The 19,095-nt window shown below is 62.9% G+C and carries 14 protein-coding genes, 4 tRNA genes and 2 pseudogenes; 17 read left to right on the plus strand and 3 right to left on the minus strand.

The annotated features are described in order from the left end of the window. Positions 1 to 31: 31 nt before the first annotated feature. The 3 genes from ACYVGK_RS11590 (at position 32) to ACYVGK_RS11600 (ending at position 429) form a co-directional block, all read left to right on the plus strand. Positions 32 to 107, plus strand: a tRNA-Gly gene (locus ACYVGK_RS11590). Positions 108 to 208: 101 nt separating this feature from the next. Then, positions 209 to 282: transfer RNA gene (locus tag ACYVGK_RS11595), tRNA-Cys, on the plus strand. Between the two features lie 60 nt (positions 283 to 342). Next, positions 343 to 429 (plus strand) — tRNA-Leu (locus ACYVGK_RS11600). 19 nt (positions 430 to 448) lie between these two features. Here the strand turns inward: ACYVGK_RS11600 and ACYVGK_RS11605 are convergent. Beyond that, positions 449 to 1,252: an isocitrate lyase/PEP mutase family protein gene (locus tag ACYVGK_RS11605; RefSeq protein ID WP_460733823.1), complete on the minus strand. Its 804-nt coding sequence runs from the start codon at positions 1,250 to 1,252 to the stop codon at positions 449 to 451. Positions 1,253 to 1,400: 148 nt separating this feature from the next. Here ACYVGK_RS11605 and ACYVGK_RS11610 point away from each other — a divergent pair, with 148 nt between their 5' ends. Beyond that, positions 1,401 to 2,681: a nucleotide sugar dehydrogenase gene (locus tag ACYVGK_RS11610; RefSeq protein ID WP_460733825.1), complete on the plus strand. Its 1,281-nt coding sequence runs from the start codon at positions 1,401 to 1,403 to the stop codon at positions 2,679 to 2,681. 49 nt (positions 2,682 to 2,730) lie between these two features. Then, positions 2,731 to 4,353: an FMN-binding glutamate synthase family protein gene (locus ACYVGK_RS11615; protein WP_460733827.1), complete on the plus strand. Its 1,623-nt coding sequence runs from the start codon at positions 2,731 to 2,733 to the stop codon at positions 4,351 to 4,353. 39 nt (positions 4,354 to 4,392) lie between these two features. Here ACYVGK_RS11615 and arsC read toward each other — a convergent pair whose 3' ends face one another. Together arsC and ACYVGK_RS11625 are read right to left on the minus strand one after the other, a co-directional pair. Beyond that, positions 4,393 to 4,743 carry an arsenate reductase (glutaredoxin) gene (gene arsC / locus ACYVGK_RS11620; RefSeq protein WP_460733829.1) on the minus strand — a complete coding sequence of 117 codons (351 nt, stop codon included), beginning with the start codon at positions 4,741 to 4,743 and terminating at the stop codon, positions 4,393 to 4,395. 71 nt (positions 4,744 to 4,814) lie between these two features. Then, positions 4,815 to 4,889, minus strand: a tRNA-Val gene (locus tag ACYVGK_RS11625). Between the two features lie 174 nt (positions 4,890 to 5,063). Between ACYVGK_RS11625 and ACYVGK_RS11630 the strand changes: the two genes are divergently transcribed. The 12 genes and pseudogenes from ACYVGK_RS11630 (at position 5,064) to ACYVGK_RS11685 (ending at position 18,849) form a co-directional block, all read left to right on the plus strand. Then, positions 5,064 to 5,891 (plus strand): tyrosine-protein phosphatase, encoded by an 828-nt coding sequence (locus tag ACYVGK_RS11630; RefSeq protein ID WP_460733831.1) that lies wholly within the window; start codon positions 5,064 to 5,066, stop codon positions 5,889 to 5,891. A gap of 149 nt (positions 5,892 to 6,040) precedes the next feature. After that, complete coding sequence (locus ACYVGK_RS11635; protein ID WP_460733833.1) at positions 6,041 to 6,658, plus strand: polysaccharide biosynthesis/export family protein; 618 nt, start codon at positions 6,041 to 6,043, stop codon at positions 6,656 to 6,658. Continuing rightward, positions 6,655 to 8,025: pseudogene (locus ACYVGK_RS11640) on the plus strand (GumC family protein); the annotation flags it as partial. The gene ACYVGK_RS11635 and the pseudogene ACYVGK_RS11640, both read left to right, overlap by 4 nt. 141 nt (positions 8,026 to 8,166) lie before the next feature. After that, positions 8,167 to 8,799 (plus strand): annotated as a pseudogene (locus tag ACYVGK_RS11645) (CpsD/CapB family tyrosine-protein kinase); the annotation flags it as partial. 24 nt (positions 8,800 to 8,823) lie between these two features. After that, positions 8,824 to 10,011 (plus strand): hypothetical protein, encoded by a 1,188-nt coding sequence (locus ACYVGK_RS11650; RefSeq protein ID WP_460733835.1) that lies wholly within the window; start codon positions 8,824 to 8,826, stop codon positions 10,009 to 10,011. Between the two features lie 66 nt (positions 10,012 to 10,077). Beyond that, positions 10,078 to 10,494, plus strand: coding sequence for a hypothetical protein (locus ACYVGK_RS11655; protein WP_460733837.1), 417 nt, complete (start codon positions 10,078 to 10,080; stop codon positions 10,492 to 10,494). Positions 10,495 to 10,568: 74 nt separating this feature from the next. Further along, on the plus strand, positions 10,569 to 11,933 hold the full coding sequence (locus tag ACYVGK_RS11660) for an O-antigen ligase family protein (protein ID WP_460733839.1): 1,365 nt from the start codon (positions 10,569 to 10,571) through the stop codon (positions 11,931 to 11,933). Positions 11,934 to 11,953: 20 nt separating this feature from the next. Beyond that, positions 11,954 to 13,384 (plus strand): undecaprenyl-phosphate glucose phosphotransferase, encoded by a 1,431-nt coding sequence (locus tag ACYVGK_RS11665; protein ID WP_460733841.1) that lies wholly within the window; start codon positions 11,954 to 11,956, stop codon positions 13,382 to 13,384. Between the two features lies 1 nt (position 13,385). Continuing rightward, positions 13,386 to 14,687, plus strand: a complete 1,302-nt coding sequence (locus ACYVGK_RS11670; RefSeq protein WP_460733843.1) for a WcaI family glycosyltransferase — start codon at positions 13,386 to 13,388, stop codon at positions 14,685 to 14,687. Positions 14,688 to 14,735: 48 nt separating this feature from the next. Continuing rightward, positions 14,736 to 15,851, plus strand: coding sequence for a GDP-mannose 4,6-dehydratase (gene gmd / locus ACYVGK_RS11675; protein WP_460733845.1), 1,116 nt, complete (start codon positions 14,736 to 14,738; stop codon positions 15,849 to 15,851). 101 nt (positions 15,852 to 15,952) lie between these two features. Next, the gene (locus tag ACYVGK_RS11680) at positions 15,953 to 17,254 is read left to right on the plus strand and encodes a polysaccharide biosynthesis protein (protein WP_460733847.1); all 1,302 of its coding nucleotides are present in this window, start codon (positions 15,953 to 15,955) and stop codon (positions 17,252 to 17,254) included. Further along, complete coding sequence (locus ACYVGK_RS11685; protein ID WP_460733849.1) at positions 17,251 to 18,849, plus strand: hypothetical protein; 1,599 nt, start codon at positions 17,251 to 17,253, stop codon at positions 18,847 to 18,849. The genes ACYVGK_RS11680 and ACYVGK_RS11685 overlap by 4 nt, the downstream gene beginning before the upstream one ends. Positions 18,850 to 19,095: the final 246 nt, after the last annotated feature.

A 19,095-nucleotide genomic window follows, 5' to 3' on the forward strand; every position in this document is an offset into this window, starting at 1 on the left:
CCGTTTGTATGCCTAAAATGACGGCTCTTCCGCGGGAATAGCTCAGTTGGTAGAGCACGACCTTGCCAAGGTCGGGGTCGCGAGTTCGAGTCTCGTTTCCCGCTCCAGTTTCATACGAAGCCCCGTTCGCGGGGCTTCGTCTTTTTCGGTTCAGGCATCGATGGTGTTTTAGAAACACTCTCGGTGTGACAGAATCGAAGTGTCATCCGGCCTCGTGGCAGATTGGTTATGCACCGGATTGCAAATCCGTTTAGAGCGGTTCGATTCCGCTCGAGGCCTCCAGTTTCAAACAAGAAAGCCCGGCATTGCCGGGCTTTTTTGTGTATGTAAGCTTGCGCCCATGCCTGGGTGGCGAAACCGGTATACGCAGCGGACTTAAAATCCGCCGGGGGCGACCCCATGCGGGTTCGAGTCCCGCCCCAGGCACCACCGATTCAGCCTGCGCGCTTCACGCGAACAGCGCGTTGAGTTCCGGATAAGGCATCGCATCCGCCGACAACGGCGCGGACAGGCCGTCGCGCAGGAAATCGCCGGCCAGCACCGCCACGCGGCGGTAGGCTGATTCGGCGATATCCGATCCCGCGCTCAAACGACGCACACCCCAGGACTGCAGCTCGGCGACATTCGGCAGTTGCGCGCGCGCCAGCACGTTGAGGGGCAGCGAAGCGCCGCCGACGACCGCGGCAATCTCGGCATGATCGGCAATGCCGGGAACGAACAGTCCGTCCGCGCCGGCAGCGCGATACAACTGCTCGCGCTCGAGCGTCTTCTCCACGCGCGCTTCCGCCGGTGCCAGCCTGCGCAGGTACACGTCGGTGCGCGCATTGATGAACACATCGGTTCCGCACTGGGCGCAGGCACTCTTGATCGCCTCGATCTTCGCGCAGAGGAGGCTCGGTTCCGCGGCGCCGTCCTCGAGATTGATTCCTGCGACGCCCATGCCGGCCAGTTGCGTCACCAGTTCGGCGACGGCTTTCGGATCCTCGGAATAGCCACCCTCGATGTCCACGGTCAGCGGCACCTGGATCGCATCGAGGATTCCGGTCACGGTGGACAGCAGTCGCGGAATCGGCAGCAGGTCGCCATCCGCATAGCCGTTCGCCCATGCGACGCCGGCACTGGTGGTCGCGATCGCCCGTGCGCCAAGGCTTTCGATCAGTCGCGCGGTGCCGGCGTCCCAGGCATTGGCGAGCACCAGGATTCCTTCGTGGTGCATCTGGCGGAAAGCGGTGAAGTGGTGACTACGGTCCATGGATGGTCTCCGCTGTGATCGGAACATGTTGTCATGACTGCCGCGCCGGCACTCGCCATTTTCGGACGTAGATCTTTGTTGTCCTATTTCGTCGGGGCACACCCTAGAATTGGCCCAAGTGGCCACGCCGGGCCGGGAGCAGGGACGAATGCTGGATCCTCGCAATGCGCGCATCGCCATCATCGGATTGGGCTACGTCGGACTGCCGCTGGCGATCGAATTCGGCAAACACTACGAAACCGTCGGCTACGACATCGATTCGCGTCGAATCGGCGACCTGCGCGAGGGCAGGGATGGCAACCACGAAAGCAACGCCGGCGAAATCGCCGCGGCGACGAAACTGCGATTCAGCGCAGATGTCAGCGAACTGCACGACTGCAATGTCTACGTGGTCACCGTGCCCACGCCCGTGGATGAACACAAGCGTCCGGATTTCACGCCGCTGATCGCGGCCAGCCGTGCCATCGCAGGGCTGCTGGCGCGCGGCGACACGGTGATCTACGAATCCACGGTATATCCGGGGGCAACGGAAGAGATCTGCGTACCGCAGCTGGAGGCGGTTTCCGGACTGCGCTTCAACGTGGATTTCTTCGTCGGCTACAGCCCGGAGCGCATCAATCCGGGCGATCGCCAGCGTCGCCTCGTCGATATTCCCAAGGTCACTTCGGGCTCGACGCCGGAAATCGCCGATTTCGTCGACGCCCTGTACCGCAGCATCATCACCGCGGGAACGCACAAGGTGTCCAGCCTGCGTGTGGCCGAAGCGGCAAAGGTGATCGAAAACACCCAGCGCGACGCGAATATCGCGCTCGCCAACGAGTTTGCCCTGATCTTCCAGGCGCTCGGCATCGACACCACCGAAGTGCTGGAAGCCGCGGGAACCAAGTGGAACTTCCTGCCGTTCCGTCCCGGGCTCGTGGGTGGCCACTGCATTGGCGTCGATCCGTACTATCTGATCCAGAAGGCCCAGCAGGCTGGGTACTACCCGGACATCCTGCTTGCCTGTCGCCGCATCAACGATGCCATGGGTGAGCATGTCGCCAACGAAGTCATCAAGCTGATGATCCAGCGCGACATCGCCGTTTCCGGTTCGCGCATCCTGATCCTGGGGCTGGCCTTCAAGGAAAACTGCGCGGACCTGCGCAATACGCGCGTGATCGACCTGGCGCAGCGCTTCCGCGAATACCGCGTGCAGGTCGACATTCACGACCCGTGGGTGGATCCGGCGATCGCCCGGCAGGAATATGGCGTCGACGTGCTGACTTCCGAGCCTGCGACAGGCGTCTACGATGCCGTCGTGCTCGCCGTTGCGCACGACCAGTACCGCGCTTCGGGTGCGGAAGGCGCGCGCCGCTACGGCCGTCCCAACGCATTGCTGTACGACATCAAGAGCCTGTACCCGCGCGACAGTGTGGACGCGAGGCTGTAACCCTTACTAGACATGCCGCCGGGCATATTCCGCAGGAATCGGAGAGGTCATGCGCTACGCCACCTACACCGCTTGTCTGATGCTGTTCGTCGTCGCCCTCGTTGCCGGTATGTGGCTGGGCGGCGGATGGTGGATTGCGGCGCTCGTATTCGGACTACTGGCGGCGTTGGGCACGGCGGACTTGCTGCAAAAGCGCAGCACCTTGCGACGCAACTACCCGCTGCTGGCGCACTTCCGCTACGGGCTCGAATCGATCGGTCCGGAAATGCGGCAGTACTTCATCGAATCCGATACCGCGGAAGTCCCGTTTTCGCGCCAGCAACGCGCGCTCGTCTACCAGCGCTCGAAGTCGGTCAACGACACTCGGCCCTTCGGCACGCTTCAGGACGTGTACGGAACCGACTACGAATGGATCAACCATTCGATCACGCCCACGCATCCGGATACCTCCGACTTCCGCGTCACGATCGGCCAGAACAGCGCGCATCCGTATTCAGCGAGCGTGTTCAACATCTCCGCGATGAGTTTCGGCTCGCTGTCGGCGAACGCGATCCGCGCGTTGAACAAGGGCGCGAAGCTCGGCGGTTTCTATCACGACACCGGGGAGGGTTCGATTTCGCCATACCACCGCGAAAACGGCGGTGATCTCGTTTGGGAGATCGGATCGGGATATTTCGGTTGTCGCGATGACCAGGGTAGGTTCGACCTCGATCGTTTCATCCGCGCGGCCGCCGATCCCCAGGTGAAGATGATCGAGATCAAGCTGTCGCAGGGCGCCAAGCCCGGTCATGGCGGCGTACTGCCGGCGGCGAAGGTCAGTGCGGAAATCTCGGCGACGCGCGGCGTGCCGATGGGCGTGGATTGCGTATCGCCTGCGCAGCACAGCGCGTTCGACACGCCGGCGGGACTGCTGCAGTTCGTGGCGCGACTGCGTGAAGCCAGCGGCGGCAAGCCGACCGGCTTCAAGCTGGCGATCGGTCATCCCTGGGAATGGTTCGGAATTGCCAAGGCGATGCACGAGACCGGTGTGCTGCCCGATTTCATCGTCGTCGATGGCGCGGAAGGCGGCACGGGGGCGGCGCCTTCCGAATTCATCGATCATGTCGGTGTGCCGATGCATGAGGCTTTGATGCTCGTGCACAACACCCTGGTGGGGCTGGATCTGCGCGGCGACATCCGCATCGGCGCAGCCGGGAGGATCACCAGTGCGTTCGATATCGCCCGCACGTTGGCCATGGGCGCGGACTGGTGCAATGCCGCGCGCGGTTACATGTTCGCGCTGGGCTGCATCCAATCCCTGAGTTGCCATACCGATCGTTGCCCGACGGGCGTGGCGACCCAGGATCCAACACGCTGGCAACACCTCGACGTGCCAGACAAGGCCACGCGTGTGTCCAATTTCCACCAGCACACGCTGCAGGCACTGCGCGACCTGCTGGCGGCTGCGGGACTGGATCATCCTGGCCAGATCGGGCCCGAGCACATCCTGCGTCGCGTATCGCCGATCGAAGTGCGCTCGCTGGCCGCGCTGTATCAATTCCTGGAACCCGGCGAGCTGTTGTGGCGCGTACCGGACCACGCAGTGTTCAAGGCGTTCTGGGCCGAATCGCGCAGCGATTCGTTCGCGCCGCCCGAACGGGTGCGACGGATGCGCGAAAGCAAGTCCCGGTGACGCCGCGAGTCGCGCAGAGTCGCAACGGCGCGGTGGAAATTACAGCAGTTCGAGCACCTGTTCCGGCGGGCGACCAATGACCGCGCGACCACGATGGACGAAGACCGGACGTTCGATCAGACGCGGATGCGCGACCATCGCCGCGATCAGGGCTTCCTCGGACAGCGACGGGTCGGCCAGGCCAAGCGCGGCGTATTCGTCCTCGCCGGTGCGCAGCAGGGCGCGGGCGGGCAGGGCCAGCATGCCCAGCAGTTCGCGCAGTTCGTCGGCGTCGGGCGGCGTGTCCAGGTAGGCGATCACACGTGGCTGGATGCCGTGTTCGTTCAGCAGTTCCAGCGCGCCCCGGGATTTGGAACAGCGCGGGTTGTGATACAGGCGGGTGTCGTCCATCGCAGGCTCCGATAGCAGGTTCAGTCGCCACAAAACAAAAGCGCCGGCTTGCGCCGGCGCTTCGTCGAATCTGGTGGGCGGTGCAGGGTTCGAACCTGCGACCCTTGCCGTGTGAAGGCAATGCTCTACCGCTGAGCTAACCGCCCGAGTTGGGTGCTTCCTTCCGGAGCCCCGGGAGCCGCGCACTATACAGCAAACCGGGCGGCGCAAGCCAGAGGTTGGGCGACGATGTGAAGATATCGTGGCTTTAGCTCGACGTTGTCACTAGCCAACGCCACAGCGGGCGCGCAGTAAACTCATGCGCCGGAAGGTGAATCGCCATGCTCGATCTGCACTGCCACATCCTCCCAGGTATCGACGACGGTGCAACCGACCTGGAAATGGCGTTGCAGATGGCCCGGATCGCCTCCGCCGATGGCATCAGGACGATCGCCTGCACGCCGCATATCTATCCCGGTCTTTACGAAAATACGGCCGAGAGCATTCGTGCCGCCGTTGCGTCCTTCCAGGCAGAGCTCGATCAGCAGCAGATTCCGATCCGTCTGCTGGAAGGCGCGGATGTTCACATCGATCCGGATCTGGCGGCATCCATCCGCGCCGGCCGCGTGCCGACCCTGGCGCAATCGCGCTATCTGTTGCTCGAACCGCCCCACCATGTCGCGCCGCCGCGATTCGAAGAGACCATCTTCGAACTGATGGCCGCTGGCTTCGTACCCGTGATCACCCATCCTGAACGGCTGACCTGGATCGAATCTCACTATTCGACGTTCACGCGCTTGAGCGAGCGGGGCGCCTGGATGCAGATCACCGCAGGTGCGCTGACTGGACGCTTTGGGCGCCGGGTCCAGTACTGGGCGCAGCGCTTCGTGGGAGAAGGCCACTGCATGGTCCTGGCCACCGATGCGCATCATCCGGTGCGCCGACCGCCATTGCTTGCCGAGGCGCGAGAGGCGGCAGGCAAGCTGGTGGGGATAGCGGAAGCCGAGCATATGGTCAGGACCCGTCCGCAGGGTGTCGTTGCCGACCTAGGGCCTGAGCAGTTGCCCCCGCCGTTGCACGCAACCGCCGGCTTCGTACCCGAAAATCCTGCCCCGGTACGCGACGGGAGCGGCTTCAAACAGTTCCTCCGGAGCCTGCGCGGCCGGTGACCGGGTTGGTGGAGACACCACCGTACGGGCATAATGTGTGATGCGGTTTTTGTTTTGGGGTCAAGGTCTTGCAGAATTTTGTCCGAGGTGCGGTGGCGGCTTGCCTCCTGTTCCTGATGTCTGCCTGCGCGAGTACGGGGAAGCCCCACTTGCCCGAGTCCTTCCCACAGACTGAGGCCACCCCGATTTCCGGGGACCGCAGCGAGTACCGCATCGGCCCGCAGGACCTGATCGCCATCACCGTGTTCCAGATCAAGGACCTGGACCGCGAGGTGCGCGTCAACAACGCCGGCCAGATCTCGCTGCCCCTGGTTGGCGCGGTGAGCGCCGCCGGACGCACCGTCGGCGAGCTGGAGCAGGACATTGCCACCCGCTATCGCGCTCACTATCTGCAGGATCCGCAGATCACGGTCTTCGTGAAGGAATTCGCCAGCCAGCGCGTGACGGTCAACGGCGCGGTCAAGAAGACCGGCATCTTCCCGATGACTTCGCGCCTTTCGCTGTTGCAGGCGGTGTCGCTCGCCGAAGGCCTTAGCGAAACCGCCAACGAGCACAACGTCGTCGTCTTCCGCCGTGCCGGAGGCAAGCGTCTGGTCGCGCGCTTCGACCTGCAGGCCATCCGCGACGGTCGCAACGACGATCCCGAAATCCTTGCCGACGACGTCATCGTGGTCGACGAATCTGCCGGTGAAATCTGGCTCAAGCGCTTCATCCAGCTCGCGCCGATCCTGACGGCGTGGGTCTACTACGACAACACCAATAGATGAATACGGAAAGGCATTCAGGCATGGGTCTGACGGATGCGCCGCAGAGCGAGCGCGATTCCGACGAAATCGATCTGCTCCAGTACTGGAACATCCTGCGCGATAACCGCTGGCTGGTTTCGGGCATCGTGGCCGGTGTCGTGGCATTGGTCGTCGTGCTGACGCTGTTGGCGACGCCGCTTTTCCGCGCCTCGTCCCTGTTGCAGATCGAACGCGAAAGCCTGCAGGTTGTGAATGTCGAAGGCGTGGTCCCGCAGGAGCAGGGCTACTACGGCGACGACTTCTACCAGACCCAGTACGAACTGCTCGGCAGCAACAGCCTGGCACTGCGCGTGGTGCAGGATCTCAACCTGACCGAGGACGCGTACTTCAAGCCCTTGCTCGAAGGCGTCGGTGACGAGTCGCCGGCTACGCAGCGCCAGCAGGAGCGGCAACGCGCGCTGGCCGACATCCTGCTCGGTGACTTGAACATCGAACCGGTGCGCAACTCGCGCCTGGTGCGTATCAATTCCGACTCGCCCGATCCCAAGATTGCCGCGCGGATCGCCAACGCCTGGGGCCAGGCCTATATCGCTTCCAACCTGGAACGTCGGTTCGAGGCTTCGTCGTACGCGCGCAAGTACCTTGAAGAGCGCCTCGCGCAGCTGAAGGCGAAGCTCGAGGATTCCGAAAAGGCCCTGGTGCATTTCGCCACGCAGGAGCAGATCGTTTCCGTCGGCGAGGACAAGCCGTCGCTCTCGGCGCAGAACCTGTCCGAACTCAACGCGTCGCTGGCCAAGGCGCAGGACGAGCGCATCCGTGCCGAAGCCGAGTGGACGCAGGCGTCGCAGGGCGATGGCATGGGCCTGCCGCAGGTCGTCGGCGATGCGTTGATCCAGCGCATGCGCGAAGAGCGCTCCAAGGTGCAGGCCGAGTACCAGGAGAAGCTGCGTACTTTCAAACCCGACTATCCGGACATGCTCCGCCTCAGCGGGCAGATCGCTGAAATCGACCGCCAGATCGCCGGTGCGGTCGCCAATATCAGGGCCTCGGTGAAGGCGCGCTACGACGCCGCGAAGGCACAGGAAACGCTGCTGGACGAGCGCATCGGCGGCCTCAAGGGCGACGTACTGGATCTGCAGAGCCGCAGCATCCAGTACAACATCCTCAAGCGCGAAGCCGAGACCAACCGGCAGCTCTACGACGGTCTGCTGCAGCGTTACAAGGAAATCGGTGTCGCCGGCGGTGTCGGTGCGAACAACATCTTCGTCGTCGATCGTGCCCAGGTGCCCGAGGCGCCGTACAAGCCGAGCCTGTTCCGCAACCTCGCCCTCGGTCTGCTGGCGGGCCTGATGCTGGGTGTACTCGCCGCGTTTGCACGCCAGTACCTCGATCGCACCATCCATACGCCCAAGAGCCTGGAAACCCTTACGCATCGTCCGGTGTTGGGTGTCATCCCACGACTGGGCAACGGGGTCACCCCGGCGCAGGCATCCACGGATCTCCGCTCGCCATTTGCGGAAGCCTATCGTTCGGTACGCACGGCCCTGCAGTTCGCTACCACGCATGGCCTGCCGTATAGCCTGCTGATAAGCAGCGCGGGTCCCGGCGAGGGCAAGACCACGACGGCGATGGAACTGGCGCGCAATATCGCGCAGCTGGGCAAGCGTGTGGTGCTGGTGGATGCCGATCTGCGCAATCCTTCCGTACACAAGTTGTTCGGCGCGCCCAATGCCACGGGCCTGTCCAGCATTCTGGCTGGTGCCGCCAATGCGGCAGCGGCCGTGCAGGCGACCAAAGACCAGGGCCTGAGTGTCATCACCTCCGGTCCGCTGCCGCCGAACCCCCCGGAACTGCTTGCGGGCGATGGCTTGGCAGCACTGCTTGAATCGCTGCGCCAGCACTTCGACATGGTCGTGCTCGATGGCCCACCGGTACTTGGACTTGCCGACGCACCGCTGCTGGCCCACCGCGCCGAAGCCACGCTGCTGGTCGCGACCGCCGAGCAGACCCGTACCGACGCGCTGCAGGGAGCAATGCAGCGCCTGCTCGCCGCGCGCGCACGTGTGCTGGGTTCGGTGCTGACACGTTTCGACCTGCGCAAGGGCGACAGTTACGGTTACGGCGGCTACACGTACTACAACTACGGCGGCGATTCGCGCTGACGTGAACGACGGATGGGGCGGGAGATGAAGCTGCTACGCATCGCCGCTGCAGGTTGTCTGGTGGTTGTTGGGGCGTGGATGGCGATCGGGCTGTCGCATGTCGATGCCACCATCGGTTCCCCCCAGGGGCCGGATCGGCAGATCCGGGCGATCGATGACGGGGTGGTCGAAGGTAATCCGGCCAAGGTGGCGCTGGCAGGAAGGATCCTGCGCGTGCATCCGATCGACGGTCGCGCTTTTCGTGTCCTCGCGCAGGGACAAGCCGACACCGGGCAGGCTCAGACGCTCAATGAAATCGCCGTACGCAGGGCGCCGCGCGACCGATTGGCGCGGGCCGCCGCGATCGACCACGCCTTCGCGGAGGGTGATGTCGAAACCGGAATGCAACATGTGGATGCATTGCTAAGAGTCGATACCCGGGTCAGGGACGACATGCTGCAACGACTGGTGCTCCTGCTTCCGCATGAGGAAGTCCAGAGCGCACTGCTTGAGCGCCTCGCGCATGCCCCGGATTGGCGACCATCGCTGGCCGCCGCGCTGACGGCGCCGCAGACCCCCGCAGAACCAGCGGCGGAACTGCTGGAGCGTCTCGCGGCTCGAACCGAGCTGCTACCCGCCGAAGTCGATGCCCGCATCGCGCTGCTGGGGCGCCTGGGGCGTGACACGGAGGCACGTTCGGCCTGGCTGCAATCGCTCCCGCAACAGGCCCGTAGCGGAGGTGATGCGTGGCTGTTCGATGGCGGGTTCGAACACCCCGACATCAACGGCGGATACGGCTGGCGCATTGCCCAGCAACCCGCGCTCGCGGTGGTCTACGACGATGCCGCCCCGCTTGAGGGCCGATATGCACTCGCTTTCGCCTTCGCAGGCCGGGCGGTCGCGGCGCCGGGGTTGGAGCAGTCGCTGGCGCTGGGGCCCGGTAACTATCGCCTGGACCTTGCCGTGGAGAACGGTACAGACGCCACCCGCCCATTTGCGATCGAAGTGGCCTGTATGGGCGTCGAGGCACCCCGGCTGAGCCTTCCGCTGCCGGCCGAGGCGCCGTCCTGGGTGCACAGCTCGGGGACCTTCGACATTCCAGAGACAGGGTGCCCGGGGCAGGTGCTGCGCCTGCAGTACCTGGGGCGATCCCTTCAGGAGCGGATGGTCTCCGGGACCCTGCGGCTCGATGCCATCCATTTGAATCGACTGAGAAATTCGTACTTGCAGTGACGAAACGGTTGGCCTTATTCTTCTCGTCCTGCAGTGTGATGAACAGCACACCTTTTGGAGTACGGAATGAAGCAAGTGGTTTTCGGCCTCGTCGCCACTTTCGCAATCGGCACCGCCGCTGCCGCGCAGCAGCCCGATGTGCTGGTTCGCGCGAAGGGCGCAGTGACCGTCCAGGCGTCCGGTTCGGCGCAGGTCGGTGACGTTGCCGTGCCTTCCGACTCCAGCGTCGGCGCCAAGGCCGGTGACCTGGTCAGCGTCAGCGACGGTATCGCCAAGGTGACCTACGACAACGGCTGCACCGTCAAGGTGGAAGCCGGCAAGCCGTACACCATCAGCGAGAAGGCTCCGGTTTGCCGCAGCCCGGTCGTTGCCAGCACTTCGGACACCAAGTACTACCTGATGGCCGGTGGCGCCGCGGCGCTGCTGGTCGCGGGTGCTGCTGGCGGCGGCGGTGGCAGTGACGATAAGCCATCCAGTCCCTGACCCAAGGGATATAGAGGCAAGGATCTAGACGGGCCGCTCAGAGCGGCCCGTTTCTTTACAGGGGAAAGAATGAGATGCGCGAGTACCGCGCCCACTTGCCGCCGACCATCAGCCGCCCCGTCGTCGGGGACAGGCTGGCGGAAGTAGCGGCTTGTGCATTGCTCGCGGCCGCGCTCGTCTTTGGCGGAGGCTCGCGGGGTGCGGGCGACCTCGTCGTGCATCTGGTGGCGCTGTTGGCGTTGGGCTTGGGTGTGATGAGGTGGCGGAGCACACACGCAACCCGCTCACAGCGTCTCTTCCTGTATTGGCTGCTTGTTGCAACGGCGGTGCTGATGCTGCAGCTGGTGCCGTTGCCTGCTTCCTGGTTCGCGGCCCTCCCGCCCCGTGCCCAGGTGCTGGTCGATCTCCGTCTGGCCGGAGTTAGGCCGGCCTGGCTTCCCATGACCCTGGATGTCTGGGGAACGGTGCGCGCGCTGCTGGCCATGATGACGTTGGCGGCTGCCTGGCTGCTGACTTCCACGCTGAGTGCCGAAGCCCGTATCCGGGTGCTGCGATTCGCGCTGATTCTTGGCGTGGCCACGGCCCTCCTGGGATTTGCCCAGGCCGCCGCGGGTGAGCATTCCCCTTTGCGTCCCTACGCTTACCACCACCCCGTGGGAGCGATCGGCAGTTTCGCCAACCGCAATCACTTCGCGGACCTGATGGCGATGTTGCTTCCGCTCGCACTGGCCTTCGCATTCGCCGCACAAGCATCCCAGCGCCAGGCGCACGCCGCCGTGTGGTACGCGTTGGCACTGCTGCTGTTCCTCGCCAGCGCCCTGAGCTTTTCCCGGGCCGGAATGATGCTGACGGCCGCAGTCACCGTCATCACCAGCGCCTACCTTGCCTGGACCAGGCAGGATCGCGGCCAAGGCCACTATCTCCTACCGGTGTTGGCGATCGTCCTGGCGGCATCGGGCGTAGTGGCTTACGCCTGGGGGGGGATCGCCCAGCGCATGGCGCTCGATCCACTAAACGACCTGCGCTGGCAGTACCTCCGATACGGAGCCGAGGCGGTCCGGGCCTATTTCCCATGGGGAAGCGGGGCGGGCAGCTTCCGCGATGTCTATGCGCCGTTCGAACCCGTTACCGCGATGCAGCCGGTGCATGCCCTTCACGCGCACAACGACGTGCTCGAAGTCGCGCTGGAACTCGGGGCCCCCGGGTTGCTGCTCGCGCTGTTCCTGCTGGTTCTGTTGATCCCCTCGGCATGCAGGGCACTCCGGAACAATGGTGGGGGACATCGGACTTCGACGATAATTCCCGCTACGGCCATTGCCGTCCTCGTACCACTGACCCATTCGTTCGTGGATTACCCGTTGCGCACCCTCGCGGTGGCGACGGTATTCGCGACGTTGTTGGCTGTGCTGACGGCACCCGTCGCTCAACGCGTTGAATGACTTACAGGGGAGTCATGCGCATGGTCGTTACATCGGCACCCCACGCCCGCACAGTCGGGCAGGGGATTCACAAGTTCACAGCCTTGGTTGGCTTCGCGCTGCGCGCGGGCGACCTGGTTGCGCTTGTGGCTGCCGCATTGGTCGCCTACGACTACCGGTTCGGTGTCGTGGCGTTGCCTCTCGCGTACCAGAGCACGCTTGCACGCGGAGTGCTTTTTACGTTGCTGGTGTTCGGTGCCTCGTCGATCTATCGCAGCTGGCGTGGCATGAGCTTCTCGCTCGAAGTAATGCGCACCGCATTCCTGTGGCTGGGCGTTTTCGTGTTCGGAATCGGCTACATCGTTCTGTTCAAGCTTGAAGGCGCTACATCGCGTTTGTGGTGGGGTGTCTGGTTTGTCGGGACCTTTGCCGGCTCTGTATTCATACGCCTGATATTGCGTGGCACGGCCGCATGGATTCGTGTTCGAGGTTGGGATCTGCGCACGGCTGTCGTCGTCGGCGGCGGCGCGGACGCCATCCGCATCGTTCATACGTTCGAGCGAAATCGTTGGGCCGGTATCGACGTCCAAGGCTGGTTCAATACGCCGCTCGATCAAACCCAACTCAAGGGCATACCGCATCTTGGCGATGTCGAGGCGCTTGCCGATTACGTCGAGCTCAATCGCATCAACCAGGTCTGGGTCGCCTTGCCCATGAGCGCGCAGGACCAGATCAGCAGCATCCTCAAGACGCTGGATCACTCCACAGCCGACATCAAATTCGTCCCCGATCTGTTTGGCCTGCAGTTACTCAATCACTCCGTGGATCAGGTCGCTGGTTTGCCGGTGATCAATCTTCGCGCGAGCCCGCTTGATGGCAATGCGCGTTTGATCAAAGCGATCGAGGATCGCGTCCTCGCAGCATTGATTCTCCTGTTGATTGCGCCGCTGCTCGCGATGATCGCCGCGGCGGTCAAACTCAGTTCGCCCGGGCCGGTGCTGTTCCGTCAGAAGCGCCACGGCCTCGACGGCAAGGTCATTGAGGTCTGGAAGTTCCGCTCCATGCGGGTGCACGCCGAGGAGACCGGCAAGGTCACCCAGGCCACGCGCCACGACCCGCGCATCACCAGGTTGGGGCGCATCCTGCGCCGTACCAGCGCCGACGAATTGCCGCAGTTCTTCAATGTGCTGCAGGGCACTATGTCGATCGTGGGGCCGCGTCCACACGCCCTGGCGCACAATCACCAGTACAAGGACGAGGTGGAGAACTACATGCAGCGCCACCGTGTGAAGCCCGGCATTACCGGTTGGGCGCAGGTCAACGGCCTGCGCGGGGAAACCGACACGATTGCGAAGATGGCGGCACGCGTGGAGTACGACTTGTTCTACATGCAGAACTGGTCGTTGTTTTTCGACCTGCGGATCGTCGCGTTGACGGTCATCAAGGGGCTGGGCGGCCGGAACGCGTACTGACATGAGCCGCATCCTGGTCAGTGGCATCAATTACGCCCCTGAGAACATCGGTACTGGAAAATACACGGGCGAGATGTGCGAGTGGCTCGCATCGCGCGGGCACGATGTGCGCGTCGTCACTGCGCCGCCTTATTACCCGGCTTGGAAAGTATGGCCGGGATTCGCCCGCTTCCGGCATTCGCGCGAGCGCCGCAATGGCGTGGATGTCGTGCGCTGCCCGATCTGGGTGCCTGAGCAACCACGCGGAGTGACCCGCATCCTGCATCTGGCAAGTTTTGCGGTTACTTCGCTGCTGGCCCTCTTGCAAGCCATCGCCTGGCGTCCGCAGGTCGTCGTGACTATCGCGCCCACGCTCGCCAGTGCGCCTGGTGCATGGCTGGTCGCAAAATTCGCGGGCGCGCGCAGCTGGCTGCACATACAGGATTTTGAAGTCGACGCCGCCATGGATATGGGCATCGTCGAAGCGGGCCCGTTCAAACGCTTCGCACTCGCCGCCGAGCGCTGGCTCCTGCGGCGCTTCGATCGCGTCTCCACGATCTCGCCGAAGATGCTCGAGCGCCTCGCACACAAAGGCGTGAGCCTGGATCGGTGCGTGTCGTTTCCGAACTGGGCCGACATCGATGCGATACGTCCGCTTGACGCACCCAGCGCGTATCGCAGTGAATTGAGCATCCCGGACGATGCCGTCGTTGCGCTGTACTCCGGCAACATGGGATTGAAGCAGGGGCTGGAGTTGTTGGGCGATGCCGCGCGGGCGCTGGCAGGACAATCCAACCTCTATTTCGTTTTCGGTGGCGAAGGCCCGGCGCGCGCCGCGCTGGAAAGTGCATGCGCCGGATTGCCCAACGTTCGCTTTCTCGGCCTGCAGCCGACCGAGCGCCTGTGCGATTGGCTCGGCCTCGCAGACATCCACCTGCTGCCTCAGCGCGCCGATGTGGCCGACCTTGTGATGCCCTCAAAGCTCACGGGCATGCTGGCCAGTGGCCGCGCCGTGCTGGCCACGGCTTTGCCTGGCACCGGGGTGGCCACTGCGCTGGAGCACTCGGGGATGGTCACGCCGCCCGCCGATATCGCTGCGTTCGTGTCGGCACTGCGTGCGCTCGCCAATGATTCGCAGCACCGCAGCGCGCTCGGAGCCGCGGCGCGCACGCAGGCCTTGGCCACACTTTCCCGCGACGCGATCCTCGGTACCTTCGAGAGTCAATTGATGGGGCTGGTCGGCGCAGGTGCTCCGTCCGGTAGCACAATCTCCGTCGCCCCGCTCGCGGGGAGAGGCACCGCGTCGCACCGCGACGAGGGCTGAGGGCTTGCCCCAGCTCATCCAAATTCATATTCCAGAAGAAGCAACAGCATGACCAAGCGCGCCCTCATTACCGGCATCACCGGCCAGGACGGTTCCTACCTCGCCGAACTCCTGCTCGAAAAGGGCTATGAAGTGCACGGCATCAAGCGCCGCGCCTCGTCGTTCAACACGGAGCGCGTCGATCACCTCTATCAGGATCCGCACGAGGCCCGCCGCAAGTTCCATCTGCATTACGGCGATCTCACCGACACCAGCAACCTCACGCGCATCGTTGCCGAGGTCCAGCCGGACGAGATCTACAACCTCGGCGCACAGAGCCACGTGCAGGTCAGCTTCGAGATGCCCGAGTACACCGCCGACGTGGACGGGCTCGGTACGCTGCGTCTGCTGGAGGCGATGCGCTTCCTCAAGCTCGGCGATCGTTGCCGCTTCTACCAGGCTTCCACCAGCGAACTCTATGGCCTGGTGCAGGAAGTTCCTCAGAAGGAAACCACGCCCTTCTATCCGCGCAGTCCCTACGGTGTAGCCAAGCTCTACGCGTACTGGATCACGGTGAACTACCGCGAGTCCTATGGCATGTACGCGTGCAACGGCATCCTCTTCAACCACGAAAGCCCGCGCCGCGGCGAGACCTTCGTGACCCGCAAGATCACCCGTGGCCTGGCAAACATCGCCGTCGGCCTGGAGTCATGCCTGTACATGGGCAACCTCGACGCATTGCGCGATTGGGGGCATGCCAAGGACTACGTGCGCATGCAGTGGATGATGATGCAGCAGGACAAGCCGAAGGATTACGTGATCGCCACCGGCGTGCAGTACAGCGTGCGCCAGTTCATCGACATGGCGGCGAAGGAACTCGGAATCACTTTGGCGTTTGAGGGGCAGGGAGTGCATGAACGCGCCGTGGTGCAGGCCGTCGAGGGCGACAAGGCACAGGCGGTGAAGGTGGGCGATGTGATCGTGCGAGTGGATCCGAGATATTTCCGGCCGGCGGAAGTTGAAACGCTGCTGGGAGATCCGACTCTCGCAAAGGATGACTTGGGGTGGGTGCCTCAGATTACGTTGCAGGGAATGGTGGTCGAGATGATGGCGAGTGACCTTGTCGAGGCAAAGCGCCATGCGCTCTTGAGAGACAAGGGTTTTGAAACCGCGATTCCGCGATAGTGCCCCGGATTGATAGTCAGGATGGATTGGGTGGCAAGAGCATGAGTCGCGAAACCACAGCGGGTTCCGCATCCCCGCGTTCGTTCTCTCGGCGCTTTCAGATGAACGTGCTGGGTTATGGGTATGCCCAGCTCGTGACCCTGGCTGTTCAGCTGTTGCTGGTCCCCTTCTTCCTGAAGTACTGGGGCGCGGCACGCTATGCCGACTGGCTTGTTCTGACTGGCCTGCCAACGATGTTGACGCTGCTCGACTTGGGAGTGGCGCAATCGCTGGCCAGCAGAGCGACAATGGAAGCGAGTGCCGGCAGATGGACTGAGGCGCGTGCGAGTTTGCATACGGCAAACGCTTTTACGCTGGTTCTTTCCCTCTTGATCCTGGTTTTGGCAGTCACGGTTGGACAGTGGGTCGACTGGTCCGGCTTGCTGAAGCTGGAGACGCTTCAAGGCCACGATTCGCGGGTCATCATGTTCGCCATGGCCGCCTACCTATGCGTCGGGTTGATGGGTGGACCACTGGATGCTTGCTTGCGAACGATTGACCGGGCGGCGATCAGCGCTTTTCTTCTCGCAAACCGCCGGCTTCTGGATGTCGTGGTGTCGATCGGGGTACTGCTTGGCGGGGGCGGGGCGGTAGAGCTCGCCGTTACTCTGCTAGTAGGGCAGGTGTTGGCGTTGATAGTGCTTCAAGGGTTGGCGATTCGGTGGTCTCCAGCCGGAACGTTTGGGCTCACCCACGCGTCCTGGAGGATATTCAGGGAAACGCTAAAGCCTGGGCTGGCATACATGGGCTTCCCCGTGGCCCAGATCGTCACCCTTCAAGGCGGTTTGCAGGTGTTGAACCTTGTCGCCCCACCGTCGGTCATCGTGGCTTTCACAATGGCGCGCACACTCATGCGGCTGATCATGCAAGCCGGTGTGGTGGCCAATAACGCGCTCAAACCAGAGATTTCGCGACTTGCTGGACAAGGTCGCCTCGTTGTCGCGCGGCGGTTTTCCAGGACGGCAGGTATTTTGATCTTCGTCCTCTGTTGCCTGGCCTACGTGGGCCTCGTGACCACCGGCCCGCTCATCGTGCACTGGTGGGGGCATGGCAAGGTTCAAGTCAATCACATGGATCTGGCTCTGATTGGCGCGCATGCGCTGGCGAACGTGGCCTGGTTTGTTCCCGCAGCGACGCTGGTCGCTACAAATCGCCATGTTTCCGTCGCGGTTGCGTACGGCATCTCGAGCTGTGCCGGCTTGCTGGTTTGGTACGTTCTCAAATGGAGCCTGTCACCCGTGATTGGCGCATCGCTGGTGCTGCTGGTGCCCGAGGTATGTGCCGCGGTCTGCTTCTGGGTGGTGCATAGTCGGAATGTTGCCAGTTCCCCTTCTTTGAAAGAGTCAGAAGGAATTGGCGGATGAATCAGTCGGGCTACATCCCATTGCGGCTGGGCAAATTGCGATTTCTGGGGCTTTCGGCGTGGGCTGCCTTGGTCCTGCTGCAATCGTTGATTTGGCCGTCGGACGAGAATTTCGTTCTTAGCGCGTGCATCCTTGCAGGCGGTGTTGTGGGCACCAGCTACGCGCTTCGGCGGCCGCTTCTGTTGGCTGCGCCCATATCGACCTGCATGGTGCTGGGGTTTACCAGCTATCACTTTCTTCTGCCGCCTCTGGCCCAGCTGCTGGAAGGACACTCCGTAGCGACCAACCTTGAGAGGCCTGTCTCGGTCGGTGTGCATACGTTGATCGGCCTGTTCGCAATAGTCATTGCGCATCTTCTGTATCGGCAATTTCCGCCGCTTCAGGGGCTGCGCTGGATACTGTCAGAAAGGGTTTACCGTCCATTTGGTTATTTCCGGGTGCCTACCAACCTGCAGCTGTTCTTCATGGGCGGCATTGGCCTGGCAGCGATGGCCTTCCAGATCTTCGTTGCGGGCGCCGGACAAACGGACGTTCAGGGTGCAGGGAACAAAGCGATGCAGGCGCTTTACCCGTTGGCCTATCTGCCGTTCTGCATTCTTGTGCCTGTGTTGTTCGGAAAAGAGCAGGTGGTCGAGAGGCGTTGGCTCCCATGGCTGGCTGCCTACGCCGGCCTGCTGCTGCTGATCTCAATGGGGCGCAACAGCCGGGGCGTGCTGCTCGTTGGCGTCGCTTCGATCGTGCTGGCTTACGGCTATGCGGTTGCGGTCGGGCTGGTTTCAACGCGACTGTTCAAGTCGAAGCAGTTTTGGGTCGCACTGGTCGTGTCCATCGTGCTATTGGGTCCGGTGGCTGACTTGGCTACCGCAATGGTGATCGTGCGCGGGGAGAGATCGAGCACTTCTGCCGTAGATCTTGTCGGGGAGACGCTTGATACCTATGCGGATCCGACTGCGCTGGCGGATTATCGAGCAGGCAGTGCGGAGCAGGACCGCGGTGGTTGGGACGAGCACTATGTCGACAATCTTTTTCTGGCCCGCCTCGCCAATCTCAAATTTATCGACAACAGCCTCGTTCTTGCGTCGAGATTGAATGGTGCGAGCACCAAGTACCTTCGCTACCTCGAGTTGCAGAAGGTGTTGGCGGTCTTTCCACGACCAGTCCTGGATGCGTTCGCGCCGTGGGTGGACAAGGATCTTGTGAGTGGGTCGTCCGGCGGCGACCTGATGGCATATACCATTACTCACAATAAATACATGCTGGGCGGTTTTCGTACCGGGTCGCTACTCGGCAGCGCTTATGGTCAGTTTGGGTGGTGGTATCCACTGATGCTGGTCTTGCCGTTGCTACTGACGTATTCCATTGCGGATGCGCAGACAACGGGGAAGAGGTCGGTTGGAGCCATTACGCCGGTAATGGCGCCAATTACTGTGATCACCCTCTTTTCCTGGGTCCACTATCTGACCAGTGCGGCCACCGGAATAGAATCGTATTCGGGACTATCTACATTGATCTTGCGCGGGTGGCTCCAGTCGATGCTGGTGTATGCGGTGGCTCTCTGGGTGTCACGCCTTGCCATCCGGATCAAGGTTGGGTGAGGTTGAGGTGGCTAGGATCTTGTATGTAGGCGAGTCGAGCGTGCGCTCCACCAGCCGTCACCGCGCCGAGGCGCTTTCGCGTCTTGGGCATGAAGTTGTCATCGCAGACCCGTACAGCGGTATTGGGGTTGATCGATTCGGACGGCTTGAGTCCGCGCTGCATTTTCGCACCGGGTACCGATTCCTGAGGTCCAGGGTTCTGCGCTGGCTCCGTCATTTCCTATCGCATCAGACTGGGCGATTCGA

Source organism: Lysobacter tyrosinilyticus (assembly GCF_054779815.1).

Bases quoted from the DNA above. Each gene is read 5' to 3' on its own strand.
- ACYVGK_RS11605 (WP_460733823.1), bottom strand. From the start codon at position 1,252: ATGGACCGTAGTCACCACTTCACCGCTTTCCGCCAGATGCACCACGAA.
- ACYVGK_RS11610 (WP_460733825.1), top strand. From the start codon at position 1,401: ATGCTGGATCCTCGCAATGCGCGCATCGCCATCATCGGATTGGGCTAC.
- ACYVGK_RS11615 (WP_460733827.1), top strand. From the start codon at position 2,731: ATGCGCTACGCCACCTACACCGCTTGTCTGATGCTGTTCGTCGTCGCC.
- arsC (WP_460733829.1), bottom strand. From the start codon at position 4,743: ATGGACGACACCCGCCTGTATCACAACCCGCGCTGTTCCAAATCCCGG.
- ACYVGK_RS11630 (WP_460733831.1), top strand. From the start codon at position 5,064: ATGCTCGATCTGCACTGCCACATCCTCCCAGGTATCGACGACGGTGCA.
- ACYVGK_RS11650 (WP_460733835.1), top strand. From the start codon at position 8,824: ATGAAGCTGCTACGCATCGCCGCTGCAGGTTGTCTGGTGGTTGTTGGG.
- ACYVGK_RS11655 (WP_460733837.1), top strand. From the start codon at position 10,078: ATGAAGCAAGTGGTTTTCGGCCTCGTCGCCACTTTCGCAATCGGCACC.
- ACYVGK_RS11660 (WP_460733839.1), top strand. From the start codon at position 10,569: ATGCGCGAGTACCGCGCCCACTTGCCGCCGACCATCAGCCGCCCCGTC.
- ACYVGK_RS11665 (WP_460733841.1), top strand. From the start codon at position 11,954: ATGGTCGTTACATCGGCACCCCACGCCCGCACAGTCGGGCAGGGGATT.
- ACYVGK_RS11670 (WP_460733843.1), top strand. From the start codon at position 13,386: ATGAGCCGCATCCTGGTCAGTGGCATCAATTACGCCCCTGAGAACATC.
- gmd (WP_460733845.1), top strand. From the start codon at position 14,736: ATGACCAAGCGCGCCCTCATTACCGGCATCACCGGCCAGGACGGTTCC.
- ACYVGK_RS11680 (WP_460733847.1), top strand. From the start codon at position 15,953: ATGAACGTGCTGGGTTATGGGTATGCCCAGCTCGTGACCCTGGCTGTT.
- ACYVGK_RS11685 (WP_460733849.1), top strand. From the start codon at position 17,251: ATGAATCAGTCGGGCTACATCCCATTGCGGCTGGGCAAATTGCGATTT.